21 protein-coding genes are annotated in these 24,956 nt (G+C 62.6%); 10 read left to right on the top strand and 11 right to left on the bottom strand.

Annotation, left to right across the window (positions count from 1 at the left end; translation table 11 throughout):
* Window positions 1-144: 144 nt before the first annotated feature.
* The 4 genes from ACW9IB_RS18545 (at window position 145) to ACW9IB_RS18530 (ending at window position 3,474) form a co-directional block, all read left to right on the top strand.
* A complete protein-coding gene (locus ACW9IB_RS18545; RefSeq protein ID WP_457414832.1) occupies window positions 145-1,119 on the top strand; it encodes a 2-hydroxyacid dehydrogenase in 975 nt (324 codons plus the stop codon).
* Between the two features lie 113 nt (window positions 1,120-1,232).
* Window positions 1,233-2,135: a chemotaxis protein gene (locus ACW9IB_RS18540; RefSeq protein ID WP_457414831.1), complete on the top strand. Its 903-nt coding sequence runs from the start codon at window positions 1,233-1,235 to the stop codon at window positions 2,133-2,135.
* Window positions 2,136-2,138: 3 nt separating this feature from the next.
* A complete protein-coding gene (locus tag ACW9IB_RS18535) occupies window positions 2,139-2,621 on the top strand; it encodes a GNAT family N-acetyltransferase (RefSeq protein WP_457369037.1) in 483 nt (160 codons plus the stop codon).
* Between the two features lie 109 nt (window positions 2,622-2,730).
* Entirely contained in the window at window positions 2,731-3,474 is a 744-nt protein-coding gene (locus ACW9IB_RS18530) for a YkgJ family cysteine cluster protein (RefSeq protein ID WP_457414829.1), read from the top strand.
* Window positions 3,475-3,485: 11 nt separating this feature from the next.
* On the opposite strand, the gene ACW9IB_RS18525 is transcribed toward ACW9IB_RS18530, so the two are convergent.
* Together ACW9IB_RS18525 and ACW9IB_RS18520 are read right to left on the bottom strand one after the other, a co-directional pair.
* Window positions 3,486-4,268, bottom strand: a complete 783-nt coding sequence (locus ACW9IB_RS18525; RefSeq protein WP_457414827.1) for a transporter substrate-binding domain-containing protein — start codon at window positions 4,266-4,268, stop codon at window positions 3,486-3,488.
* Between the two features lie 172 nt (window positions 4,269-4,440).
* Window positions 4,441-4,674, bottom strand: coding sequence for a hypothetical protein (locus tag ACW9IB_RS18520; RefSeq protein ID WP_457414825.1), 234 nt, complete (start codon window positions 4,672-4,674; stop codon window positions 4,441-4,443).
* Between the two features lie 214 nt (window positions 4,675-4,888).
* Here ACW9IB_RS18520 and ACW9IB_RS18515 point away from each other — a divergent pair, with 214 nt between their 5' ends.
* From ACW9IB_RS18515 to ACW9IB_RS18490, 6 genes are all read left to right on the top strand, one after another.
* Complete coding sequence (locus tag ACW9IB_RS18515; protein ID WP_457414824.1) at window positions 4,889-6,058, top strand: efflux RND transporter periplasmic adaptor subunit; 1,170 nt, start codon at window positions 4,889-4,891, stop codon at window positions 6,056-6,058.
* Window positions 6,055-9,150, top strand: a complete 3,096-nt coding sequence (locus ACW9IB_RS18510) for a multidrug efflux RND transporter permease subunit (RefSeq protein WP_457414823.1) — start codon at window positions 6,055-6,057, stop codon at window positions 9,148-9,150. Before ACW9IB_RS18515 ends, ACW9IB_RS18510 begins: the two co-directional genes overlap by 4 nt.
* A 31-nt stretch (window positions 9,151-9,181) precedes the next feature.
* Window positions 9,182-9,859, top strand: coding sequence for a heavy metal response regulator transcription factor (locus ACW9IB_RS18505; protein WP_457369043.1), 678 nt, complete (start codon window positions 9,182-9,184; stop codon window positions 9,857-9,859).
* Entirely contained in the window at window positions 9,849-11,213 is a 1,365-nt protein-coding gene (locus ACW9IB_RS18500) for a heavy metal sensor histidine kinase (protein ID WP_457369044.1), read from the top strand. Before ACW9IB_RS18505 ends, ACW9IB_RS18500 begins: the two co-directional genes overlap by 11 nt.
* A 277-nt stretch (window positions 11,214-11,490) precedes the next feature.
* The gene (locus ACW9IB_RS18495; RefSeq protein WP_457414821.1) at window positions 11,491-12,813 is read left to right on the top strand and encodes an OprD family porin; all 1,323 of its coding nucleotides are present in this window, start codon (window positions 11,491-11,493) and stop codon (window positions 12,811-12,813) included.
* Window positions 12,814-12,886: 73 nt separating this feature from the next.
* Window positions 12,887-14,377, top strand: a complete 1,491-nt coding sequence (locus ACW9IB_RS18490) for a diguanylate cyclase (RefSeq protein ID WP_457369046.1) — start codon at window positions 12,887-12,889, stop codon at window positions 14,375-14,377.
* Between the two features lie 110 nt (window positions 14,378-14,487).
* Here the strand turns inward: ACW9IB_RS18490 and lpxC are convergent, their stop codons facing one another.
* From lpxC to murD, 9 genes are all read right to left on the bottom strand, one after another.
* Complete coding sequence (gene lpxC, locus ACW9IB_RS18485) at window positions 14,488-15,399, bottom strand: UDP-3-O-acyl-N-acetylglucosamine deacetylase (protein WP_457414819.1); 912 nt, start codon at window positions 15,397-15,399, stop codon at window positions 14,488-14,490.
* Window positions 15,400-15,511: 112 nt separating this feature from the next.
* Window positions 15,512-16,708 carry a cell division protein FtsZ gene (ftsZ, locus tag ACW9IB_RS18480; protein WP_457365443.1) on the bottom strand — a complete coding sequence of 399 codons (1,197 nt, stop codon included), beginning with the start codon at window positions 16,706-16,708 and terminating at the stop codon, window positions 15,512-15,514.
* A 73-nt stretch (window positions 16,709-16,781) separates the two neighbouring features.
* Window positions 16,782-18,044 carry a cell division protein FtsA gene (ftsA, locus tag ACW9IB_RS18475; RefSeq protein WP_457365442.1) on the bottom strand — a complete coding sequence of 421 codons (1,263 nt, stop codon included), beginning with the start codon at window positions 18,042-18,044 and terminating at the stop codon, window positions 16,782-16,784.
* 15 nt (window positions 18,045-18,059) lie between these two features.
* Window positions 18,060-18,929 carry a cell division protein FtsQ/DivIB gene (locus tag ACW9IB_RS18470; RefSeq protein WP_457365441.1) on the bottom strand — a complete coding sequence of 290 codons (870 nt, stop codon included), beginning with the start codon at window positions 18,927-18,929 and terminating at the stop codon, window positions 18,060-18,062.
* 4 nt (window positions 18,930-18,933) lie between these two features.
* Window positions 18,934-19,890: a D-alanine--D-alanine ligase gene (locus ACW9IB_RS18465; protein WP_457414818.1), complete on the bottom strand. Its 957-nt coding sequence runs from the start codon at window positions 19,888-19,890 to the stop codon at window positions 18,934-18,936.
* Window positions 19,887-21,332, bottom strand: coding sequence for a UDP-N-acetylmuramate--L-alanine ligase (gene murC, locus ACW9IB_RS18460; protein WP_457365439.1), 1,446 nt, complete (start codon window positions 21,330-21,332; stop codon window positions 19,887-19,889). The genes ACW9IB_RS18465 and murC overlap by 4 nt, the downstream gene beginning before the upstream one ends.
* Window positions 21,325-22,395: an undecaprenyldiphospho-muramoylpentapeptide beta-N-acetylglucosaminyltransferase gene (murG, locus tag ACW9IB_RS18455; RefSeq protein ID WP_457414817.1), complete on the bottom strand. Its 1,071-nt coding sequence runs from the start codon at window positions 22,393-22,395 to the stop codon at window positions 21,325-21,327. The genes murC and murG overlap by 8 nt, the downstream gene beginning before the upstream one ends.
* Window positions 22,385-23,608, bottom strand: coding sequence for a putative lipid II flippase FtsW (gene ftsW, locus ACW9IB_RS18450; RefSeq protein ID WP_457414815.1), 1,224 nt, complete (start codon window positions 23,606-23,608; stop codon window positions 22,385-22,387). The genes murG and ftsW overlap by 11 nt, the downstream gene beginning before the upstream one ends.
* Window positions 23,605-24,951 (bottom strand): UDP-N-acetylmuramoyl-L-alanine--D-glutamate ligase, encoded by a 1,347-nt coding sequence (gene murD / locus ACW9IB_RS18445; RefSeq protein ID WP_457414813.1) that lies wholly within the window; start codon window positions 24,949-24,951, stop codon window positions 23,605-23,607. The genes ftsW and murD overlap by 4 nt, the downstream gene beginning before the upstream one ends.
* Window positions 24,952-24,956: the final 5 nt, after the last annotated feature.

Here is a 24,956-nt window from a genome sequence, read left to right as displayed (position 1 = left end):
GCGGTGTATCAGGCAAACCGCTATCGCAGGCAAGCCAGCTCCCACAAGGGCCACTGCCCATTTTGGACTGGTGGTGTCCTGACAATCGTAACGAGGAATGTTAGCGTGCTTGGCAATCTTCCGTAGTCGATGAGCCCGCCTGCAATGAAAAAGACTGTCCTCGCCTTCAGCCGTGTCACCCCGCAGATGATCGAACGCCTGCAACAGGATTTCGAGGTGATCTCGCCCGACCCCAAGCGCGGAGACATCAATGCCCAGTTCAATGAAGCCCTGCCCCACGCCCACGGTTTGATCGGCGTGGGTCGCAAGCTCGGCCGCGCGCAGTTGGAAGGTGCGAGCAAGCTGGAGGTGGTGTCCAGCGTGTCGGTAGGCTACGACAACTACGACGTGCCCTACTTCAACGAGCGCGGGATCATGCTCACCAATACCCCGGACGTGCTGACCGAAAGCACCGCCGACCTGGCCTTCGCCCTGTTGATGAGCAGCGCGCGACGCGTGGCCGAGCTGGACGCCTGGACCAAGGCCGGTCAGTGGAAAGCCAGTGTCGGCGCGCCACTGTTCGGTTGCGACGTACACGGCAAGACCCTGGGCATCGTCGGCATGGGCAATATCGGCGCAGCCGTGGCCCGGCGCGGTCGCTTGGGTTTCAACATGCCCATCCTGTACAGCGGCAACAGCCGCAAGACCGAACTGGAACACGAGTTGGGCGCGCAGTTCCGCAGCCTTGACCAACTGCTGGCCGAAGCGGACTTCGTGTGCCTGGTGGTGCCATTGAGCGACAAGACCCGCCACCTGATCAGCACCCGCGAACTGGGGCTGATGAAGTCCAGCGCGATCCTGATCAATATTTCCCGGGGGCCGGTGGTGGACGAACCGGCACTGATCGAAGCCCTGCAAAACGGGCGTATCCGTGGTGCCGGGCTGGACGTGTACGAGCAGGAGCCGCTGGCCGAATCGCCGCTGTTCCAATTGAGCAACGCGGTGACCCTGCCGCATATCGGCTCGGCGACGAGCGAAACCCGTGAAGCCATGGCTAACCGTGCCCTGGACAACCTGCGCAGCGCCTTGCTGGGCCAGCGCCCCCAGGACCTGGTGAACCCGCAAGTCTGGAAGGATTGACATAAATCCCCTGTGGGAGCCCGCTTGTGTGGGAGCGAAATCGGGTTAAAGCCTGGCTCCCCCAAGTCGATAACCTTCCATAGATCGTCATCCCTGATTCACAGAAGGTTTTTATGTCCACCACCAAAGCCCGCGCAGACTCACTCTCGCTTCTGCTCTTTACCTTGCGCAGCGGCAAGCTGATGGCGATCAACCTGCTCAAAGTCAGTGAAATCATTCCCTGCCCGCCGCTGACCCGGCTGCCGGAGTCCCACCCCCATGTCAAAGGCATCGCCACGTTGCGCGGTGCCTCGTTGTCGGTGATTGACCTGAGCCGTGCCCTGGGTGAAATGCCCCTGCAGGACCCGGACGGTGGTTGCCTGATCGTCACCAATGTCAGCCGTTCCAAGCAGGGATTGCATGTGCAGGCGGTAAGCAAGATCGTGCATTGCCTGACCACCGACATTCGCCCACCGCCCTATGGCTCCGGCGGCAACCGCGCGTTCATCACCGGTGTCACCCAGGTTGAAGGCGGTCTGGTGCAAGTGCTGGACATTGAAAAAGTCATCCACGGCATCGCCCCGGCCCAGATCGAAGCGGCCCCCACCGACCTGAGCATGGAAGAAGCCGAAGTGCTGGGCAACGCGCGCATTCTGGTGGTGGACGACAGCCAGGTGGCGCTGCAACAGTCGGTGCACACCCTGCGCAACCTCGGCCTGCAATGCCACACCGCGCGCAGCGCCAAGGAAGCCATCGACGTACTGCTGGAGCTGCAAGGCACCGCCGAGCAGATCAACGTGGTGGTGTCGGACATCGAGATGTCGGAAATGGACGGCTACGCCCTGACCCGCACCCTGCGCGAGACTCCGGATTTCCAGAACCTCTACGTGCTGCTGCACACCTCGCTGGACAGCGCGATGAACAGCGAAAAGGCCCGGCTGGCGGGCGCCGATGCGGTGCTGACCAAGTTCTCTTCACCCGACCTGACCAAATGCCTGGTGGTCGCGGCCCAGGCCGTGGCGCAAAAGGGCCTGTAATCATTGGCTGACTACTTCCAACTGCTGCGCCGTCACCTCGACGGCAGCCTGCCGGCTCCACAATGGCCGGCGCACACCCGGCTGGATCACTACCGCCCTGAACTGGCGCCAGCCATTCACGCGGTACTGCGCATGACCCAGGACCAGGGCGGTGGCCGCGTCGGCAGTCTGGAGGAGTGGCGACAGCAGTTCGTCACCGATGCCGAGTTCGACCCCACGCTGTGCCTGGTCGCCAGCAACGCCGACGGCATTCTGGGCGTGGCGCAATGCTGGACCAGCGCGTTCATCAAGAATCTTTCGGTGCACCCTTGCGCCCAGGGCCAGGGGCTGGGCCGTGCCCTGCTGCTGCATGCCTTCCATGTGTTCAAGCAACGCGGCGAGCCCTACGTGGACCTCAAGGTACTGGAGAGCAACCTGCGCGCACGGCAATTGTATGAAAGCGCGGGAATGGTATTTGTCCTGCGTGATCGGGTTACCCAGGACTGACAGGCACTGGCGCATAACTTGCTTCCAGAGAGCGCGAGCGCTGGACAGAGGTAAAAAACCCGTCACCGCTCACGAGTGCCCTCTGACCTTGCCTGGTGACAGATCCTCCATGAACACTCATTTTTCCTGCGTTGGTTGCGGCAAGTGCTGCTCTGACCATCATGTTCCCCTGACCCTCGAAGAAGCCCGCCAGTGGGCGGCGGATGGCGGTAACGTCATCGTGCTGGTGGAAGGTTTCCTGGGCAATGGCCTGGGGTTGCCGGTGCAACAGCGCGAGCATGCCGAACGCCGGTCGGTGCGGGTGCCCAGCGGCAATACCGAGGCGTTCGTGGCAATCACCTTTGCCGCCTTCAATGCCGGACGCTGCCGGAATCTTGACGAAGACAACCGTTGCCGCATCTACGAACGCCGACCGCTGGTGTGCCGTATCTACCCGATGGAGATCAATCCGCACATCCCGTTGAACCCGGGCGCCAAGGACTGCCCGCCGGAGTCCTGGGAACAGGGCCCGGCGCTGATCGTGGGAGGTGAGTTGATGGACGCCGAACTGGCGGAGCTGATCCGCCGTTCACGTCAGGCCGACCGTGACGATGTGCAGACCAAGGACGCGGTGTGCGCCCTGCTCGGCATTCGCACCACGGCGCTCAAGGGCGACGGGTTCACCGCGTACCTGCCGGATATGGGCGCATTTGCCCAGGCGATCGAACTGGCGGTCGCGCAACCCGCAACGGCCCATGAATGGGTGTTTCATGTATCTGGCGTGGATATCGCCGAACAGGTGCTCGATGCCGGGGCGCAGATTGCCACCGACGTGCCGGCCAACTATGCGTTTATCCCGTTGCGCGCAGCGTAGCCTTTACGCGCCTAAAGCCTTGCAGGTGCGGCGTCCAGGCGATAGCGCTGGACGATCCGCTGGTATTCGCCGTTCTGCATCAAATGCTCAAGGGCGCCATTGAGCTCATTGAGCAGCGCCGTGTCGGGTTTGCGCAGCGCAATCGCCACGCCATCGCCCAGTAGATCGGCCGACACGGGGGGACCCAGGAAGTCGAAATCGTCGCCGCCGGCGGTGTCGAGCAGCAACTCACGGATTTCCACAGTGCCTTGCAGCGTTGCGTCGATTTCGCCCGCCAGCAGGCTGCGGATGAGCTCGGCATTGAGCCAGAAGCTTTTGATTCGCACGCCCTTCGGCGCCCACTGCGACAGTACGAAGGCTTCGCGGTTACTGCCCAGCAGTACACCGACGCACTTGCCCTTGAGCGAGCGCACGGTCGGCATCAGACCGGAGGTCTTGCGCGCTACCAGGTGCGTAGTGAAGGGATAGAGATTGGCGGTGAAGTTCACCCATTGCCGTCTTTTCGACGTGGGCGCCATGCCCATGATCGCATCGAATTGTCGGGCCTCCAGGGCCGGAAAGTTTTCTACCAGCACCTGGTCCACCCAGGTACAGCGCGCGTCGAGCTGTTCGCACAGGGCATTGCCCAGCTCGATATTCAGGCCGACCAACTGCCCTTGCTGGTTACGGCTCTGAAAGGGAGGAAACTGCGCGGCGACGGCAAAGCGGATGTCGCGCTGCGGAGAATCACTGGCAGCCACCACATCGGCCACCAGCCATAAGGCGAACAATACACACCTGTGTATAAGAGCCACGGGAAACGTCCTTTTCCGGAAAGACCAGCCTCATCGCCCCACAACCCCGATGATCGGGCGCCGTGGTAGAGCGGAGGCTGTGCAAGCTTTCAAGAAAGGGTCGCGGGCCTTCAAGTGGAAATATCAACGGAAGTTGTAGGCAATCACCCCTGCGACTTGCGGCCTATTACTCTCAGCGTTTACCCATCGAACGGCGGGTACCCGGTGGAGCCATGCCCGGCGTCTTGGTGTGGCCATTCTTCGCGCCATTTTTGTACCAGGGCTGGGCCGCGCTTTTGGCGCCGGCCAGTTCACCCGGCTTGAAAGGAAACTTGAAGGCCGGGATCACGGCTTGTTCAACGCTTTCAGCGCTGGCCGGATCGACAATGTCGACCGCGTCAGAAGGGGGTTGTGTCGGGGAAGTCATGGAAGCTCCGGGGCGTTCAAAAAATGGAGAGGGACCGGCTTGCGGGCCACGCTGGCGCGCAGTATACCTGCGGCCCTGCCCACTTTAACCAGCGTCGTACGGATGAAAAGGCGTTAACTGACACCGCCGTCAGATAGCGGTCACTTTACTGACCGGGTCCGCGCGCTATAAATACCCTCCCATCTCCTTACTCCTGATCCTGGCGTCTTACGGCATGCACACTCTTAGAAGAAAAACGGTCTTGATCGTGGGCGTCCTCCTGGTACTGGCGGTGGTGGCCTGGGCGTTGACCCGGCCCGCCAAAACCAGGCTGGTGGCCTCGACGGCCGTACCGGTACGGGTGATGAGCGTCGTGGAGCAGGACTTGCCGCGCTACGTCACGGGCATTGGCTCGGTGCTGTCGCTGCACAGCGTGGTGATCCGTCCTCAAATCGACGGCATCCTCACCAAACTGCTGGTCAAGGAAGGGCAACTGGTGAAGGCCGGCGACCTGCTGGCAACCATCGACGACCGCTCGATCCGCGCCAGCCTCGATCAGGCCAAGGCGCAACTCGGCGAAAGCCAGGCGCAGTTGCAGGTGGCGCAGGTCAACCTCAAGCGCTACAAGGAACTGAGCGTCGATGACGGCGTGTCCAAACAGACCTACGACCAGCAGCAGGCTCTGGTCAACCAGCTCAAGGCCACGATTCAGGGCAATCAGGCCGCCATCGACTCGGCCCAGGTGCAGCTGTCCTACACACAAATTCGCTCCCCGGTGACGGGCCGAGTGGGTATTCGCACCGTGGATGAAGGCAATTTCCTGCGCATGAGCGACACCCAGGGGCTGTTCTCGGTGACGCAAATCGACCCGATTGCCGTCGAGTTCTCACTGCCACAGCAGATGCTGCCTACACTGCAGGGCCTGGTTTCCGCCAATTACCCCGCCAGCGTCGATGCCTTCCTGGGGGCCGACACTGACAGCGAGAAAAGCGACCTGCTGGGCAAAGGTCGCCTGAGCCTGATCGATAACCAGATCAACAGCACCACCGGCACCATCCGCGCCAAGGCCGAGTTCAGCAACGGCAGCCAAAAACTCTGGCCGGGCCAACTGGTGACGATCAAGATCCAGACCGCCCTCGACCGCAACGCCCTCGCCGTGCCGCCGAACGTGGTGCAACGCGGCCTGGATTCGCACTTCGTGTACCGCGTCAAAGGTGACAAGGTCGAAATCGTGCCGGTGCAGGTGCTGTATCAGGACAGCGAGCGCAATATTCTCAAAGGCATCCAGGTCGGCGACGTACTGGTCAGCGATGGCCAGTCGCGGCTCAAGGCCGGTGCCCAGATCGAAATTCTCAAGGAGCCGCCCCAGCTGATCCAGACCGCCGACGCCAAGGTGCAGCCATGACGTCGCGGGGCTCGGTTTCCGCCTGGTGCATCGACCGTCCGGTCGCCACCCTGCTGCTGACCTTCGCCCTCGTGTTGCTGGGGCTGATTGCCTTCCCCCGCTTGCCGATCGCCCCACTGCCTGAAGCGGAATTTCCGACGATCCAGGTGACGGCCCAACTGCCCGGCGCCAGCCCCGACACCATGGCGTCCTCGGTGGCGACACCGCTGGAAGTGCAATTCAGTGCCATCCCCGGCATGACCCAGATGACCTCCAGCAGCGCCTTGGGCTCCACCCTGCTGACCTTGCAGTTCACCCTCGACAAAAGCATCGACACCGCCGCACAGGAAGTGCAGGCCGCCATCAACACCGCCGCCGGCAAACTGCCAAGCGATATGCCCAGCCTGCCGACCTGGCGCAAGGTCAACCCGGCCGACAGCCCGGTACTGATCATCAGTTTCAGCTCCCACGATATGCCGGGCACAGAGTTGAGCGATCTGGTGGAAACCCTGCTGGCGCGACAACTCAGTCAGGTCGACGGCGTCGGCCAGATCAACATCACCGGCCAGCAACGCCCGGCCATCCGGGTACAGGCATCGCCCGACAAGCTCGCGGCCATCGGCCTGACCCTGGCGGATGTGCGCCTGGCGATCCAGCAATCGAGCCTGAACCTGGCCAAGGGTGCGCTGTACGGCAAGAACAGCGTGTCGACCCTGGCCACCAACGACCAACTGTTTCACCCGGACGAATACGGCGACCTGATCATTTCCTATAAGAACGGCGCGCCCGTACAACTGCGGGATGTGGCCAAAGTGGTCAACGGCTCGGAAAACGCCTACGTCCAGGCGTGGGCCGTCGACACCCCCGGCGTCAACCTGGTGATCACCCGCCAGCCGGGCGCCAACATCGTCGAGACCGTAGAACGCATCCAGGCTGAAATGCCACGCCTGGAAGCCATGCTGCCGGCGTCGGTGCAGGTCAGCGTGCTGATGGACCGCACCACCACCATCCGCGCCTCGTTGCACGAAGTGGAAATGACCCTGCTGATCGCCATTCTGCTGGTGGTCGGAGTCATGGCGATTTTCCTGCGCCAATGGTCGGCCACCGTCATTGTGTCGAGTGTGCTGGGGGTGTCGCTGATCGCGAGTTTTGCCCTGATGTACGTGATGGGCTTCAGCCTGAACAACCTGACCCTGGTGGCCATCGTGGTGGCCGTGGGGTTTGTGGTGGACGATGCGATCGTGGTGGTGGAGAACATCCATCGCCATCTCGAAACCGGCCTGGACAAGCGTGAGGCGGCGATCAAGGGCGCCAGCGAAATCGGCTTTACCGTGGTGTCCATCAGCGTGTCGCTGGTGGCGGCCTTTATTCCGCTGCTGTTCATGGGCGGCGTGGTCGGCAGGCTGTTCAAGGAGTTCGCCTTGACCGCCACCTCGACCATTCTGATTTCCGTGGTGGTGTCGCTGACACTGGCGCCGACCCTCGCCGCACTGTTCATGAAAGCCCCAAGCCATCGTCCCCACGACCAACCCGGCTTTGGCGAACGCTTGCTGGCCGGCTACGAAAAAACCCTGCGCCGCGCCCTGGCGCACCAACGCAGCATGGCCGGGATCTTCCTGCTGAGCCTGGTCCTGGCGGTGGTCGGCTACGTGTTTATCCCCAAGGGCTTTTTTCCGGTGCAGGACACCGGCTTCATCCTCGGCACCAGCGAAGCCGCCGCGGATGTGTCGTACCCGGACATGGTCGCCAAGCACAAGGCGCTGGCCGAAATCATGAAGGCAGACCCGGCCGTACGGGCGTTCTCCCATTCGGTCGGCGTGACGGGCAGCAACCAGACCATCGCCAACGGTCGTTTCTGGATTTCCCTGGTGCCCCGGGGTGACCGGGACGTGTCCGCCAGCCAGTTCATCGACCGCATCCGGCCCAAGCTGGCCAAAGTGCCGGGGATCGTGCTGTACCTGCGCGCCGGCCAGGACATCAACCTCAGTTCCGGCCCGAGCCGCAGCCAGTACCAGTACGTGCTCAAGAGCAACGACGGCGCGACGCTCAATACCTGGACCCAGCGCCTGACCGAAAAACTGCGCTCCATCCCCGCGTTTCGCGATATTTCCAACGACCTGCAACTGGGCGGCAGCATTACCCATATCACCATCGACCGACGCGCCGCCGCGCGTTTCGGCCTGACCGCCACCGACGTCGACCAGGCGCTGTACGACGCCTTCGGCCAGCGCCAGGTCAATGAATTCCAGACCGAGATCAACCAGTATCAGGTGGTGCTGGAGCTGGATACGCACCAACGGGGCAAGGCCGAGAGCCTGAATTACTTTTACCTGCGCTCGCCGCTGACCAACGAAATGGTGCCGTTGTCGGCGCTGGCCCAGGTCGACCCGCCCACCGTCGGGCCGTTGTCCATCAGCCATGACGGCATGTTCCCGGCGGCCAACCTGTCGTTCAACCTGGCGCCCGGCGTGGCCCTGGGCGACGCGGTGATCCTGCTCAACCAGGCGAAAAACGAAATCGGCATGCCGACATCGATCATCGGCAACTTCCAGGGCGCGGCCCAGGCGTTCCAGAGCTCGCTGGCCAGCCAACCCTGGCTGATCCTCGCGGCGCTGGTGGCGGTCTACATCATCCTCGGGGTGCTGTATGAAAGCTTCGTGCACCCGCTGACCATCATCTCGACCCTGCCGTCGGCGGGCCTGGGCGCATTGATCATGCTGTGGCTGCTGGGCCAGGACTTCTCGATCATGGCGCTGATCGGCCTGGTGCTGTTGATCGGCATCGTGAAGAAAAACGGCATCCTGCTGATCGACTTCGCCCTGGAGGCCCAGCGCACGCGGGGGCTGACGCCCCATGACGCGATCTTCGAAGCCTGTATCACGCGGTTCCGGCCCATCATCATGACCTCCCTGGCCGCGCTGCTCGGCGCCCTGCCGCTGATGCTCGGCTATGGCGCCGGCGCCGAACTGCGCCAACCGCTGGGGATCGCAGTGGTCGGCGGCCTGCTGGTGAGCCAGGCGCTGACGCTGTTCACCACGCCGGTCATATACTTGTACCTTGAGAAGTTTTTCCATAAGCCCAAACCAGCGCTCGAGCTGGCAACCACACAGTGAGGCCAAGGCCCCGCCCTGGAGCAAAAGGCTCATGCGCGTCCTGATTATCGAAGACGAAGAAAAAACCGCGGACTACCTGCACCGCGGCCTGACGGAACAGGGTTATACCGTCGACGTGGCCCGCGAAGGTGTCGAAGGGCTGCACCTGGCACTGGAAAACGATTACGCAGTGATCGTGCTCGACGTGATGCTGCCCGGCCTCGATGGCTTCGGCGTCCTGCGCGCCCTGCGCGCACGCAAGCAAACGCCGGTGATCATGCTCACCGCCCGCGAACGCGTCGAAGACCGCATTCGTGGATTGCGCGAAGGCGCCGACGATTACCTGGGCAAACCGTTTTCCTTCCTGGAACTGGTGGCGCGCCTGCAAGCGTTGACGCGCCGCAGCGGCGGCCATGAGCCGGTGCAGGTCACCGTCGCCGACCTGTGGATCGACCTGATCAGCCGCAAGGCCAGTCGCAACGGCACGCGTCTGGATCTGACCGCCAAGGAGTTCTCGCTGCTCAGCGTATTGGCGCGGCGCCAGGGTGAAATCCTCTCCAAGACGGCCATTGCCGAGATGGTCTGGGACATCAATTTCGACAGCGACGCCAATGTGGTGGAAGTGGCGATCAAGCGCCTGCGCGCCAAGCTCGACGGGCCGTTCGACACCAAGCTGCTGCACACCATCCGTGGCATGGGGTATGTGCTGGAGAATCGCAGTGTCGGCTAACTCCATTGCCCTGCGCCTGAGCGGTATGTTCACGCTGGTGGCGCTGCTGATTTTCGTATTGATCGGCGGTGCGCTGTACCAGCAGGTGGACCGCGGCCTGGGCCTGTTGCCGGGTGCCGAGCTGGACGCGCGCTACAGCGTACTGGAATCCTCTGTGAACCGTTTCGGCACGCCGGACCACTGGGCCAAGATCACCGCCAAGCTCAAGTTGCTCGGCGAAGAAGACAAGCGCATCCGCTTCTGGGTGGTGAGCAGCGACCCGACTTACGAGTACGGCAACCCCGACCCACAGATCCGCGCCTTCGCCCAAGGGCAGACCGGCAAACGCGACCTGCGCCTGCCCGGGCGCGAGTACCCGCTCAAGGTGCTGGTGAGCCAGTTCCCGGCCAAGGATCAGCGCCCGCCGCTGCGGTTCATGATCGCCATCGACACCGAGAACTTCCGCACCACCCAGCACCAACTGCTGGTGGCGCTGGTGAGCCTCGCGATGGTCGGCGTGGTCCTGGCCGCGCTGCTGGGTTTCTGGGTGTCGCGCATTGGCCTCAAGCCCTTGAGCAAGCTGTCTGATGAAGCGCAGAAACTCGCGCCGCCCAAGCTCTCCGGACGCCTGCAACTGTCGCCGCTGCCGCCGGAGCTAAGCCAGTTCGTCAATTCGTTCAACTCCACCCTCGACCGGGTCGAGCAGGCTTATTCACGGCTGGAGTCATTCAACGCCGACGTCGCCCATGAATTGCGCTCGCCGCTGACCAACCTGATCGGCCAGACCCAAGTGGCGCTGACCCGTGGGCGCTCGGCGGAACATTACTTCGAGGTGCTGCAATCGAACCTGGAAGAGCTGGAACGCCTGCGGTCGATCATCAACGACATGCTGTTCCTCGCCAGTGCCGACCAGGGCAGCAAGGCCACCAAGCTGATCGAAACCTCCCTGGCCGATGAAGTGGCCACCACCCTCGACTACCTGGATTTCATCCTCGAAGACGCCCAGGTCAAGGTCCAGGTCTATGGCGATGCGCAAGTGCAGATCGAAAAAGCCCATCTGCGCCGCGCATTGATCAACCTGCTGAGCAACGCCGTGCAACACACCTCGCCCGGGCAGGTGATCCAGGTGAACATCGACGTGCAGGACCATCAGGTAGCAATCGGCGTAACCAACCCCGGTGAAGCGATTGCCAGTGAGCATCTGCCACGGCTGTTCGAACGTTTCTATCGGGTGGATGCGTCACGCAGCAACAGCGGCGCTAATCATGGGCTGGGACTGGCCATCGTCAAGGCGATTGCGCTGATGCACGGCGGCGATGTATTCGTGCGCAGTGACGGGGGCGGGAATACCTTTGGGATAACCCTGCCCGTCTGAGCCCGATCAGTGATCACAGACTGTTGCGGTTTGGGCAACAGTCCTTATCTTGTTACACTCTGTTTCGCACCGCTCGCCTGCGCTACTTTGACGCACCGATGAGCGCGACGGCAAAGACAGCTTCCCGCTTACCCGAATTTCCCTCGACATATTTCCAGGGCTCTACGCTGGGGATCTGTGCCAAAGCCGCTGAGTTCAGCGGCTTTTTTTTGCCGTAAAAAAGGCCAGGCACGCCCACGACACTGGCCGTTTCCGATTGACCCAAGGAGCTTCACCGGTGAAGAACTCACTGACGTTCACCCCGTTATTTTTCGCAGTAGCCGCAACGATCGCACCCCTTGCCCACGCGGCAGACACCACCCCCGCCGACGGTTTCGTCGAAGGCGCTCACCTCAACATCAACGCCCGCAATTACTACATGAACCGCGACCGTCGCGACCTGCACACCGATGACAGTAAAGAGTGGGGCCAAGGGTTTCTCGGCCTCTTCGAGTCCGGCTACACCCCCGGTGCGGTCGGCTTCGGCCTGGATGCCCACGGGATGCTCGGCCTCAAGCTCGACGGCGGCGGCGGCACCGATGGCTCCAGCATCCTTCCCTACGGCGGCGGCAACGGCAAAGCGCCTGGCGCGTTCTCCACAGCGGGCGGGACCTTGAAAGTGCGGGCTCTGGACACCGAATTGAAGGCCGGCGACCTGTTTCTCAACAATCCGGTAATCGCCGGCGGCATGACCCGCATGCTGCCCCAGACCTTCCGTGGAATTAGCCTGAGCAACCACAGCCTCGATGGTTGGCTGTTCGAAGGTGGCCAGGCCAGCTTCACCAAGCTCTACAACCAGAGCGGTCACCGACGCATCGGCACCAGCTACGGCGCACTGCCGGCTCACACCGACAGCCAGCACCTGGATTGGGCCGGCGTGTCGTTCAGCGGCGTACCAGGGCTGACCAGCAACCTCTACGCCGCCGAACTCAAGGACGTGTGGCACCAGTACTACTACGACCTGGACTATACCTACGCACTGAACGACCTGATCAGTCTCAACCCGGGCCTGCATTACTACCACACGCAGGACACCGGCCAGTCGCTGCTGGGGGCGATCGACAACAACACCTACAGCCTGCATTTCAGCGTGGGCGTGGGCAACCACAACGTGACCGCCACCTACCAACGGGTCAACGGCAATACCCCGTTCGACTACGTCACCCAGGGCGACAGCATCTACCTGGACAACTCCCAGCAGTATTCGGACTTCAACGGTCCCAACGAGCGCTCATGGAAACTCAAGTACGCCTATGACTTCGTCGGCCTTGGCTTGCCCGGCCTGACGTCTGCCGTGTCCTACATCAGCGGCAAGACCGACTTGACGAAGGTCGATCCCGACAGCCGTGGCTACAGCGCCTGGTACAGCGCCGATGGCAAGGATGCCAGGCACTGGGAACGGGACATCGACCTGAAATATGTGGTGCAGGGTGGCCAAGCCAAGGACCTGGCGGTACGCCTGCAATGGGCGACCAACCGGGGTGGCGATGGCTATTCTGCGGTGGATCGGGATGTGGATGAATACCGCGTCATCGTGGATTACCCCGTCAGCCTGTTCTGATTGGTTCTCGCGGGCACACACAAGAGCGTGCAGCTACTACGCTATTGGCATCCATGCCGCAAAAGTGTGCCCGATGAGCCCAAGCCTCGCCCGCCCTACCCGTCGTCCCGAGCGCCTGCTGATTGTGGGCAGTTGCCTCACGGTCTTGCTGATCGTGGCGATCGTGACCGCGCTGATGATCCGCGAACATGCCAATACCTTGCAGACCGCCAAGCGCTCGGCCAACAACATCACCCAGTTGATCGATGCGGATGTGCTGCGCAACGTCGAGCTGTACGACATGGCCCTCAAGGGCCTGATCGCCGCCACCGAGCGCAGCGACCTGCAGGGCGTGTCTGCAAGCATTCGTCATCTGGTGCTGTTCGATCGTTCCGCCGCCGCGCCGTACAAGGGCGATATTCTGTTGCTGGACGCCAATGGAGAAGTGATCGCCGACTCCTCCTTGCTGACCCCCAAGACCGGCAACTTTGCCGACCGGGACTATTTCCAGGTCCATCGCAAAAACCCTGACGCAGGCCTGTTCGTCAGCCGACCATTCATGGCGCGCTGCGTGTGCGATGACCAGTGGCGCATCGCGTTCAGCCGTCGAATCTCGACCCCGGACGGACATTTCCAGGGTGTGGCCGTGGCGTCCATGCGACTGTCGTATTTCCATCAGTTGTTCAGCAGCCTGAACATCGGCACCAACAGCACCATCAACCTGATCAACCGCGAGGGCGTGCTGTTGGCCCAGCACCCGATGCTGGAACTGGACATGATCGACAAGGACCTGAGCCAGCGCCCGAACGTGCTGCGCATCCTGCATGAAGGTGACGGCGGCTTCGAAGGCGTCTCCAGCGTTGACCACCAGCCACGGCTCTACACCTTCTCCACGGTGGGTAACTTGCCGTTGATCGTGGTGGTGGCGCTGTCCAGCGACGAGATCTTTGCCCAATGGCGGCGCGCGGCCTTGCTGGTGGGGGTTGCCACGGGCGTGCTGTGCACCGGACTGCTGTGGCTGACCTGGATGCTGTGCATGGAGCTGCGACGACGCCACCACGCCGAGCAAGTGCTGTCAGAACTGGCAGGCACCGACGCGCTCACCGGCCTGGCCAACCGCCGCGTGCTCGACCAGCGCCTGCGCCTGGAGTGGGACCGTGCCCAGCGTTCCACCGAGCCGCTGACCCTGCTGATGATCGACGTGGACCATTTCAAGGCGTTCAACGACCGCCACGGCCATCATGGCGGCGATGCAGCGCTGCGCAGTGTGGCTCAGGTGATCGTCGACAATATTCGCCGCCCGGCCGATTTGGCGGCGCGTTATGGCGGGGAAGAATTTGCCGTGGTGCTCCCGCACACCGACGCCAAGGGCGCCTGGGTGATTGCCGAGCATATCCGTTGCAGCGTCGAACGCTTGCCCCGCGTGGCGGCCGAAGAGCCGCCGGTCACAGTGAGCATTGGCTTGAGTACCTGGGACAAACGCAGCCGTCTCTCCCTGGAAGCCTTGCTGCTCAGTGCCGACCAGGCGTTGTATGAGGCCAAGCACACGGGCCGCAACCGGATCGTCGACGCGACGGCTTTATGAACCCTAAACAGAGCACCGCCCTATGAGGTCAACCTGTGGGAGCGGCGCACACAAATAAAAAAAGGCCACCCGAAGGTGGCCTTTCAAAACTAAAGAAAGAGAGTTGTTACTTACACCGCCGCAACGGGACGCATGTAAGAGATCGGTGCGGTGCTGGCATCTTCGAAGGTCACGACTTCCCAAGCGTCTGTCTGCTCAATCAACTTGCGCAGCAGCTGGTTGTTAAGGGCGTGGCCCGACTTGAAGCCTTTGAACTCGCCTATCAGGCTATTGCCCAGCAGGTAGAGGTCACCGATTGCATCGAGGATCTTGTGCTTCACGAATTCGTCTTCGTAGCGAAGGCCGTCTTCGTTCAGTACACCATCCGCGTCGACCACAATGGCGTTTTCAACGCTGCCGCCGAGTGCGAGGTTATGCTTGCGCAGGTACTCGATGTCACTCATGAAACCGAAGGTACGGGCGCGGCTGACTTCTTTTACGAACGAAGTGCTGGAAAAATCCACGCTTGCACTTTGGGTGCGGTCACGGAATACCGGGTGATCGAAATCGATCTCAAAGCTCACTTTAAAGCCTTCGAACGGGACGAAGGTGGCGCGCTTGTCGCCATCGACTACTGTCACTTCCCGCAGAATGCGAATGAACTTCTTCGCTGCGTCCTGTTCTTCCAGGCCGGCAGATTGAATCAAGAATACGAAGGGGCCAGCGCTGCCATCCATGATCGGGACTTCGGACGCGGAGAGCTCGACGTAGGCGTTATCGATGCCCAGGCCAGCCATGGCCGAGAGCAAGTGCTCCACCGTGTCCACTTTGACGTCACCGTTGACCAACGTGGTCGACATTGTGGTTTCGCCAACGTTTTCCGCGCGAGCAGGAATCTGCACCACAGGGTCCAGGTCGGCACGCACAAACACGATGCCGGTGTCGACAGGTGCAGGCTTGAGGGTCAGGTATACCTTCTCCCCGGAGTGCAGACCTACACCTGTGGCACGAATAATATTCTTCAGAGTGCGTTGTTTAATCATGGCTTGGACCGCTTCAGCGCAAATTGCGAACTGGTATCAACAAAGGCTGGCGATAATAGCAGACCAGACCTTTGCTGAACACCAATCACCTTCATAGCCCTGATACATTCCATTAATCGGCCTGACGACGCAGGAAAGCCGGGATGTCCAGGTAGTCCAGATCGTCTTGCGGATTCGGGCTACGGGACGCCGCTGCACCGGCCTGAGCCTGATTGCGCATCACGGTCGGACGGTCCAGGTCACGGTAGTTCACCGACGGCTGTTCCTGGCGCACAGGCGCTGGAGCGGCTGCCGACTGGCTGGCCTGGCTGTTGTGCAGGGTGTTGTCGATGACCTTGACAGGCTTCTCGATCTTGGCACCCAGGCCGGTGGCAACCACGGTCACGTGCAGTTCGTCGCGCATGTCCGGATCGATCACGGTACCCACCTTGACCATCGCGTGCTCGGACGCAAAGGCTTCGATGATGCTACCCACGTCGGAGTACTCACCCAGGGACAGGTCAGGACCGGCGGTGATGTTCACCAGGATGCCGCGTGCGCCTTGCAGGTTCACGTCTTCCAGCAACGGATTGCGGATGGCCGCTTCGGTGGCTTCGCGTGCACGGTTCGGACCGCTGGCGCAGCCAGTGCCCATCATCGCCATGCCCATTTCGCTCATCACGGTACGCACGTCGGCAAAGTCGACGTTGATCATGCCCGGGCGCTTGATGATGTCGGAGATACCGCGAACGGCACCGGCCAGTACATCGTCAGCCTTGGCGAAAGCGGACAACAGGCTCGCATCCTTGCCCAGGATGGTCAGCAGCTTCTCGTTGGGGATGGTGATCAACGAGTCGACGCTTTCGGACAGCATGCGGATGCCTTCGTCGGCGATCTGCATACGCTTGCGACCTTCGAACGGGAACGGACGGGTCACCACCGCAACGGTGAGGATGCCCATTTCCTTGGCCACTTCGGCGATGATCGGCGCAGCACCGGTACCGGTACCACCGCCCATGCCGGTGGTGATGAACACCATGTTGGTACCGGCCAGTACTTCGGCGATACGCTCGCGGTCTTCCAGTGCAGCCTGACGGCCCACTTCAGGGTTGGCGCCAGCACCCAGGCCCTTGGTCACGGCGGTGCCCAATTGCAGGATGGTGCGTGCACCGATGTTTTTGAGGGCCTGGGCATCGGTGTTGGCGCAGATGAACTCGACGCCTTCAATGTTGCTCTTGACCATGTGGTTGACAGCGTTGCCGCCGCCACCGCCGACACCGATCACTTTGATGACCGGGCTTGCGGGGATGTTGTCTACGAGTTCGAACATGTTCCCTCTCCTTTCATTTCTCTAGTTTTTTCGCCTACTGCTTACAACGGTGCTGCGGTGTCGCGGTAAATCGTTAGAAGTTGCCCTGGACCCAGCTTTTGATCCGGTCCAGCAACGGCGCTTTCTCTTCGTCGTCGCTGCGGTAGCTTTCGCGGTTGCTGGGGCCCGACAGGGAAATGCCGTCGGTCTGCTTTTGCAGCCCGTACAACAGCAGGCCCACGCCGGTGGAATAGATCGGGTTGCGCACCACGTCGCCCAGGCCCTTGACGCCGTGAGGCACGCCCAGGCGGACCGGCATGTGGAAGATTTCCTCGGCCAGCTCGACCGCGCCTTCCATCTTCGACGTACCGCCGGTCAGCACAATGCCAGCCGGGATCAGGTCTTCGTAGCCACTGCGACGCAGCTCGGCCTGGATCAGGGTGAACAGTTCGTCGTAGCGCGGCTCGACCACCTCGGCCAATGCCTGGCGCGACAGCTCGCGCGGTGGACGGTCGCCCACGCTCGGCACCTTGATGGTTTCACCGGCACCGGCCAGCTTGGCCAGGGCGCAGGCGTAGCGGATCTTGATTTCTTCGGCGTACTGGGTCGGGGTACGCAACGCCATGGCGATGTCGTTGGTGACCTGGTCGCCGGCAATCGGGATCACGGCGGTGTGACGGATCGCACCCTCGGTGAAGATCGCGATGTCGGTGGTACCGCCGCCGATGTCCACCAGGCACACGCCCAGTTCTTTTTCGTCGTCGGTGAGTACCGAATAAGCGGACGCCAGTTGCTCAAGAATGATGTCGTCGATTTCCAGGCCGCAGCGGCGCACGCATTTTTCGATGTTCTGAGCGGCGTTGACGGCGCAGGTCACCACGTGGACCTTGGCTTCCAAGCGCACGCCCGACATGCCCAGAGGCTCGCGAACGCCTTCCTGGTTGTCGATCACATAGTCCTGCGGCAGGGTGTGCAGCACGCGCTGGTCAGCCGGGATCGCCACGGCCTGGGCCGCGTCGAGCACGCGCTCAAGGTCGGCCGAGCTGACTTCACGGTCGCGGATCGCCACGATGCCGTGGGAGTTCAGGCTGCGGATATGGTTGCCGGCCACGCCGACAAACGCCGAGTGGATCCGGCAACCGGCCATCAACTGCGCTTCTTCGATGGCGCGCTGGATCGATTGCACGGTGGACTCGATGTTCACCACCACGCCCTTCTTCAGGCCCCGGGACGGATGCGTGCCAATACCGACGATTTCGATCGCGCCGTCTTCCCCGACCTCGCCCACCAGCGCCACCACCTTGGAGGTGCCGATATCGAGACCGACGATCATTTTGCCGCTTTGCACGTTTGCCATGGGTCCTGCCTCTTCTTAATTCTTCGCGACCGCGGGTTGCGCGGTCGTGGGCGCAGCCGGTTCACGCCAGCCGACGGCCAGGCCGTTGGCGTAACGCAGGTCGACGCTCGCAATGTTCGTAATCTGTTCTTTCAAGGTTTTTTCATAGATGGCAATAAAGCGGCGCATCTTCTCCACCAAGCGGTCGCGTCCCAGCAACAACTGGATGCCCGGGCCGGAACTGCCTGCCCCGGTCGTCAAAAACCAGCTGCCCCGTTCACGCAGTTCCAGGCGTGCGATGGAGAAGCCCAGTGGCCGCAGCATCTGGCTCAAGGCCTGGTACTGCTGCATCACTTGCTGTTGCGCCCGCTGCGGCCCGAACAGCTGTGGCAGGTGCTCGTAGTTGGCCAGCTCACGCGGGGTGAACGCCTGGCCCTGGTTGTTCAACAGCGCTTCGTCACCCCAACGGGCCACGGGCAGTTGTTCTTCCAGGCGGATCGTCACCTGGTCCGGCCATACCCGGCGGACTTCGGCATGGGCGATCCACGGCATCTGTTCCAGCTCCGAGCGCATGCCAGCCAGGTCGATGGTGAAGAAGCTCGCCGACAGGTAAGGGCCGATGCGCTGCTGTACCGCTTGCTGGCTGATGTAGCTTAGGTCGCCCTGCACGCTGATCTTGGTGATCGGCCGGTCGGCATACGGCAACAGACGCTGGGCGCCCTCGTAGGTTCCGAAGCCCAGCACCACCAGCAACACCGGCCAGAACAGCGCCTTGAGGAAACCAAAGTTGGGTTTCGGCAGGCGCGCCGACATCGGCTCTTTAGCCACCATTCGGCTGGCACCCCGTGGCACCGGCTTCCGGCTCGGTGCTTGTGGGGGCTGATGACGAAGCGATGCGCCGTTCATGTGCTTAGCCTCGAGGCTCGATGCTGGCTGCAAGGATCGACAGCACCAACTGCTGGAAATCCAGACCGGCGGCACGAGCGGCCATGGGGACCAGGCTGTGGTCGGTCATCCCTGGCGCGGTGTTGACTTCCAGGAACCAGAAATTCCCTTGCTCATCCTGCATCACGTCTGCCCGCGCCCAACCGGCGATACCCAGCGCCTCACAGGCTTTCGCCGTGAGGTCCATCAATTCCTGTTCTTTGGTTGCGTCAAGGCCGCACGGGATCCGGTACTGGGTATCGGAAGCCAGGTACTTGGCGTCGTAGTCGTAGAAAGTGTGCGGTGTGCCCAGGGCGATGGGCGGCAATACCTGGCCACGCAGGGTGGCGATGGTGTACTCGGGACCGGAAATCCACTGTTCCACCAACACTTGCGAATCGTAGGTACTTGCCGCTTTCCATGCGTCGATCAATTCGGCGGCCGAGTTCACTTTGGCCATGCCGATACTGGAGCCTTCATGGGCAGGTTTGACGATCAAAGGCAGGCCCAGTTCCTTGGCGGCCAAAATACAATCGTCTTCGCTGCACAGAACACTGTGACGCGGGGTTGGAATGCCCAGGCTGTGCCACACCTGCTTGGTGCGCAACTTGTCCATGGCCAGTGCCGACGCGAGGATGCCGCTGCCGGTGTAAGGGATACCGGCGCACTCCAGCAGGCCTTGCATGCTGCCGTCTTCACCGCCACGGCCGTGGAGGATGATGAAGGCGCGGTCGATCTTCTCGGCCTGCAGGCGGGCGAGGAAGTCGTCGCCCACGTCGATGCCGAACGCATTCACGCCGGCGCTTTGCAGGGCCTCGAGCACCGCGTTGCCGGACTTGAGCGACACTTCGCGCTCGGCGCTCTTGCCGCCGAACAGTACGGCGACGCGACCGAAGTCGGCGGGCGCGATTGTCGAAAACAGGGAGCCGTAGTCAGTGGTCATTTCGACGCTCCCTTGGCAGCGGCAAACAGCGGGCTCGCCAGTAGCTTGGGCGCAAGGCCGCCAATATCACCGGCGCCCTGGCACAGCAGGATGTCACCGGCCCGCAGCAGCGGCTTGACGATGGGCGCCAGGTCCACGCCACGCTCGATGTAGATCGGGTCCAGTTGGCCACGCTGACGGATGCTGTTGCACAGCTTGCGGCTGTCGGCGCCCGGGATCGGGTCTTCACCCGCCGGGTACACCTCCATCAGCAGCAACACGTTGGCGTCGGCCAGCACATTGACGAAGTCGTCGTACAGATCGCGGGTGCGGCTGTAACGGTGCGGCTGGTAGACCATCACCAGACGGCGCTCCGGCCAGCCACCGCGCACGGCCTTGATCACCGCGGCGACCTCGGTCGGGTGGTGACCGTAGTCGTCCACCAGCATCACGTCGCCACCGTCCACCGGCAGCTGGCCGTAGACCTGGAAGCGGCGGCCCACGCCGGCAAAGCGCGACAGGCCTTCGACGATGGCTTCATCGCTGACGCCCTCGTCGGACGCAATGCAGATGGTCGCCAGGGAGTTGAGCACGTTGTGGTTGCCCGGCATGTTCACCGAAACGTCCAGCGGTTCGCGGTCCGGGCGCAGCACGGTGAAGAAGGTTTGCATGCCGTGTTGACGCACATTGATGGCGCGCACGTCGGCATCTTCGCTGAAGCCGTAGGTCACGGTCGGGCGCTTGACCAGCGGCAGGATCTCGCGCACCACCGGATCGTCCAGGCACACCACGGCCAGGCCGTAGAACGGCAGGTTGTGCAAGAACTCGACGAAGGTTTTCTTCAACTTGTTGAAGTCGCCATCGTAGGTAGCCATGTGATCGGCGTCGATGTTGGTGACGACTGCGACCAGCGGTTGCAGGTGCAGGAAGCTCGCATCGCTTTCATCGGCTTCGGCGATCAGGTAGCGGCTGGTGCCGAGCTGGGCATTGGTGCCCGCAGCGTTCAGACGGCCACCGATCACGAAAGTCGGGTCCAGGCCACCGGCGGCGAACACCGAAGCGATCAGGCTGGTGGTGGTGGTCTTGCCATGGGTGCCGGCCACGGCGATGCCATGGCGATAGCGCATCAGCTCGGCCAACATCTCGGCGCGCGGCACCACGGGAATGCGGCGCTCGAGGGCGGTGGCCACTTCCGGGTTGGAGGTGTTCACGGCACTGGACACCACCAACACGTCCGCCTCGGCGGCGTTCTCGGCGCGGTGCCCGATGAAGATCTGTGCACCGAAGGTCTTCAGGCGATCGGTGACCGGCGACTCTTTCAAGTCCGAGCCGGAGACCTGGTAGCCCAGGTTAAGCAACACTTCGGCAATACCGCACATGCCCACGCCGCCGATCCCGACGAAGTGGATGCGACGGATACGGCGCATTTCCGGTTGCGGCATGGCTTTCTGATTCTCAACCATGGGCCACCTCCAAGCAGATATCGACCACGGTGCGGGTTGCGTCAGGTTTAGCCAGGCGGCTTGCGGTGCTCGCCATGCTGTTGAGTCGTTCCGGTTGCATCAAAACCTCGGTCAGGCGTGCGGCCAAATCGGCGGCGCCAGTCGTTCTTTGCGGCAGCAGGAAGGCAGCGCCCTCCCCGGCCAAATATTCGGCGTTGCGGGTCTGGTGATCGTCGATCGCATGGGGCAAAGGCACCAGCAAGGACGGCAGACCGGCGGCGGCCAGTTCACTGACGGTCAACGCACCAGCGCGACAGACCACCAGGTCGGCCCAGCCATAGGCATGGGCCATGTCTTTGATGAAGGGCTGCACATTGGCCTCCACACCGGCTTCGCGATAACGTGTGGCGGTGACTTCATCGTGATGCTTGCCGGCCTGATGGAAGATCTCCGGGCGCAGCTCCACAGGCAGCTGCGCCAGCGCTTCCGGCAGCAATTTGTTCAGCGGCTCGGCGCCCAGGCTTCCGCCCAGGATCAGCAGGTGTGGCTTGCGCCCGTCCAGTGCCTGGCGGGCGATGTCCATGAACAGCTCGGTGCGCACCGGGTTGCCGGTGGTGCGCAGTTTGTCCGAGGCGCCGAAGGTCTTCGGGAACGCCTCGCAGACCCGGGCGGCCAACGGCACCAGCAAACGGTTGGCCGTGCCGGCGACGGCGTTCTGTTCGTGCACGATCACCGGCACGCCGGCCAGCCGGGCTGCGACGCCACCCGGACCGGTCACATAACCGCCGAAACCGAGCACACACACCGGTTTCAATTCACGAATCACCTTGCGCGCCTGCCACACCGCCTTCAGCAACACGAACGGTGCCTTGAGCAGGGACAGCTTGCCCTTGCCGCGCAGGCCGGTGACATTGATCAGGTGCAGCGGCAAGCCGGCGTTCGGCACCAGCTCGTTTTCGATACCGCGCGGCGTCCCCAGCCAATGCACGGTGTAGCCACGGCTCTGGAATTCCCGCGCGCACGCCAGGGCCGGGAACACATGGCCCCCGGTGCCGCCCGCCATGATCAGCACGTTAGCGCCCATGGATCGGCTCCTCGGCAAAATCGCTCTCGCTGAATTCCATCTCTTCGCTGCCCAGGTGGGTACGACTCTCCCACTCGATGCGCAACAAGAGGCCGAGACAAGCGCAGCAGATCACCAACGAACTGCCGCCATAACTGAGGAACGGCAGGGTCAGGCCCTTGGTCGGCAGCAAGCCGACGTTCACACCGATGTTGATCAGGAACTGGCCGATCCACAGGAACGACAAGCCGTAGGCCACATAGGCGGCAAAAAACTGTTTGGCCTTCTCGGCCCACAAACCGATGTACATGCCGCGCACGCACACGAACACGAACAGCGCGACGGTGCACAGCGAACCGACCACGCCCAGCTCCTCGGCCAATACCGAGAACACGAAGTCGGTGTGCGCCTCGGGCAGGTAGAACTGCTTCTGCACACTGTTGCCCAGGCCCACGCCCAGCCATTCGCCGCGACCGAAAGCGATCAGCGCCTGGGTCAACTGGTAGCCGGAACCGAACTGGTCGGACCAGGGGTCGGTAAAGGTAATCAGACGGGCCATCCGGTAAGGTTGCGCCTGGACCAGGATCGTCACCGCCGCCACCGCCAGCACCACCATCAAGGTAAAGCGGAACAGACCGACACCGCCGAGGAACAGCATCGCCGCCGCCGCCCCCATCATCACGACGGTGGCACCGAAGTCGGGCTCCATCAGCAACAGGCCGGCCATGGGCAGCAGCACAATGAACGGCTTGAAGAAACCCATCCAGCTTTCGCGTACTTCTTTCTGGCGCCGCACCAGGTAGCCCGCGAGGTAGATCACCACGAACACCTTGGCGATTTCCGACGGCTGCACGTTGAAAGCGCCGAAACCGATCCAGCGCATCGAACCGTTCACCTCGCGCCCGATGCCGGGCAGGATCACCATGATCAGCAAACCGAACGCGCCGATCAGCATCAGCCAGCCCAGGCGTTGCCAGGTGGCGATAGGAATCATCATCGTCACGATGCAGGCGCCGAGGCCAAGCACCAGGTACACCAGGTGACGGATCATCATGTACAGGGTGTTGCCCGACTGCACGGCGGCCACTTCGGAGGACGCGGAGGTGATCATCACCAGGCCCAGGCCCAGCAGCGCCAGGCAACCGGCGAGCATCGGGAAATCGAGGTCGATACCGCGCCCGGTAATGATCGGCGACGGGTACGGCTTGATGATGTTTCTGAGATTGAGGCTCATGCCAAGGCCTCCACGCCGCGGGCGAACAACTGGCCGCGTTCTTCGTAGTTCTTGAACATGTCGAAGCTGGCGCAGGCTGGCGACAGCAGCACCGCGTCGCCCGGCTGAGCCAGGGCCTTGCACTGGGCAATCGCGTCGTCCAAAGACGTGGCACGCACTTGCGGCACGGCCTCCCCCAACGCCGCAGCGATCAGGTCGGAGTCGCGGCCCATCAGCACCACGGCGCGGCAATGCGCGGCGACCGGGGCCTTGAGGTCCTTGAAGTCGGCGCCCTTGCCATCGCCACCGGCGATCAGCACCAGCTTGCCTTCGATATCCGCACCCAGGCCTTCGATGGCCGCCAATGCGGCGCCCACGTTGGTGGCCTTGGAGTCGTTGTAATAGCTGACGCCGTCCAGGTCGCGAACCCACTGGCAACGATGCTCGAGGCCGCCGAAGGTGCGCAGGCTCGACAACATCGCGTCGAACGGCAAGCCGACCGCATGCCCCAGCGCCAGGGCGGCCAGCGCATTGGACTGGTTATGGGCGCCACGGATTTTCAGCTCGCGCACCGGCATCAGGTTCCGGAATTCGAAGGCCAGGTATTTCTCGCCGTTCTCTTCACGGATGCCGAAGGCTTTGAAGTCGGGCTTGCTCAAGCCGAAGGTCCAGCACGGCAGGCCCTCGCCCATCAACGGACGGCTCAACGCATCCTGACGATTGACCACCACCTGCCTGGCCCCCCGGAAGATCCGGTGCTTGGCCAGGTGATAGGCCGGCAGGCCGCTGTAGCGGTCCATGTGGTCTTCACTCACGTTCAGTACGGTAGCCACTTCAGCGCCCAGGTCGTGGGTGGTTTCCAGCTGAAAGCTCGACAGTTCCATCACGTACAACTCGACGTCGTCGCTCAACAAATCCAGCGCCGGTACGCCGAGATTGCCGCCCACCGCCACGCGCTTGCCGGCCGCAGCCGCCATCTCGCCGACCAGGGTGGTCACGGTGCTTTTCGCGTTGGAACCACTGATTGCCACGATCGGCGCCTTCGCGTGGCGCGCAAACAGGTCGATATCGCCGGACAGCTTCACGCCACGGGCAGCCGCGGCTTGAAGGGCCGGTGTGGCCAGGGCCAGACCAGGGCTCACGTAGAGCTCGTCGGCGCGGCACAGAAACTCGACGTCCAGCTCGCCACAACGCACTTCCACGTGCGGGTAGTCACGGCGCAGCGTGACCAGCTCCGGTGGATTTTCCCGCGTGTCGGCCACAGCAAACGGCTTGCCCCGGCTCGCCAGGAAGCGAACCAGGGACATGCCGCTCTTGCCGAGGCCGACAACGATGCGGAAGTGGTCTGAAGCGATCAGGGACACTCGTT

The organism is Pseudomonas sp. SDO524_S393 (assembly GCF_054071875.1).
Note: the sequence above shows the minus strand (reverse complement) of the source record. Positions and strands in the feature narration are given on the sequence as shown.

Bases quoted from the DNA above. Each gene is read 5' to 3' on its own strand.
- ACW9IB_RS18545 (WP_457414832.1), top strand. From the start codon at position 145: ATGAAAAAGACTGTCCTCGCCTTCAGCCGTGTCACCCCGCAGATGATC.
- ACW9IB_RS18540 (WP_457414831.1), top strand. From the start codon at position 1,233: ATGTCCACCACCAAAGCCCGCGCAGACTCACTCTCGCTTCTGCTCTTT.
- ACW9IB_RS18530 (WP_457414829.1), top strand. From the start codon at position 2,731: ATGAACACTCATTTTTCCTGCGTTGGTTGCGGCAAGTGCTGCTCTGAC.
- ACW9IB_RS18520 (WP_457414825.1), bottom strand. From the start codon at position 4,674: ATGACTTCCCCGACACAACCCCCTTCTGACGCGGTCGACATTGTCGAT.
- ACW9IB_RS18515 (WP_457414824.1), top strand. From the start codon at position 4,889: ATGCACACTCTTAGAAGAAAAACGGTCTTGATCGTGGGCGTCCTCCTG.
- ACW9IB_RS18510 (WP_457414823.1), top strand. From the start codon at position 6,055: ATGACGTCGCGGGGCTCGGTTTCCGCCTGGTGCATCGACCGTCCGGTC.
- ACW9IB_RS18505 (WP_457369043.1), top strand. From the start codon at position 9,182: ATGCGCGTCCTGATTATCGAAGACGAAGAAAAAACCGCGGACTACCTG.
- ACW9IB_RS18490 (WP_457369046.1), top strand. From the start codon at position 12,887: ATGAGCCCAAGCCTCGCCCGCCCTACCCGTCGTCCCGAGCGCCTGCTG.
- lpxC (WP_457414819.1), bottom strand. From the start codon at position 15,399: ATGATTAAACAACGCACTCTGAAGAATATTATTCGTGCCACAGGTGTA.
- ftsZ (WP_457365443.1), bottom strand. From the start codon at position 16,708: ATGTTCGAACTCGTAGACAACATCCCCGCAAGCCCGGTCATCAAAGTG.
- ftsA (WP_457365442.1), bottom strand. From the start codon at position 18,044: ATGGCAAACGTGCAAAGCGGCAAAATGATCGTCGGTCTCGATATCGGC.
- ACW9IB_RS18470 (WP_457365441.1), bottom strand. From the start codon at position 18,929: ATGAACGGCGCATCGCTTCGTCATCAGCCCCCACAAGCACCGAGCCGG.
- ACW9IB_RS18465 (WP_457414818.1), bottom strand. From the start codon at position 19,890: ATGACCACTGACTACGGCTCCCTGTTTTCGACAATCGCGCCCGCCGAC.
- murC (WP_457365439.1), bottom strand. From the start codon at position 21,332: ATGGTTGAGAATCAGAAAGCCATGCCGCAACCGGAAATGCGCCGTATC.
- murG (WP_457414817.1), bottom strand. From the start codon at position 22,395: ATGGGCGCTAACGTGCTGATCATGGCGGGCGGCACCGGGGGCCATGTG.
- ftsW (WP_457414815.1), bottom strand. From the start codon at position 23,608: ATGAGCCTCAATCTCAGAAACATCATCAAGCCGTACCCGTCGCCGATC.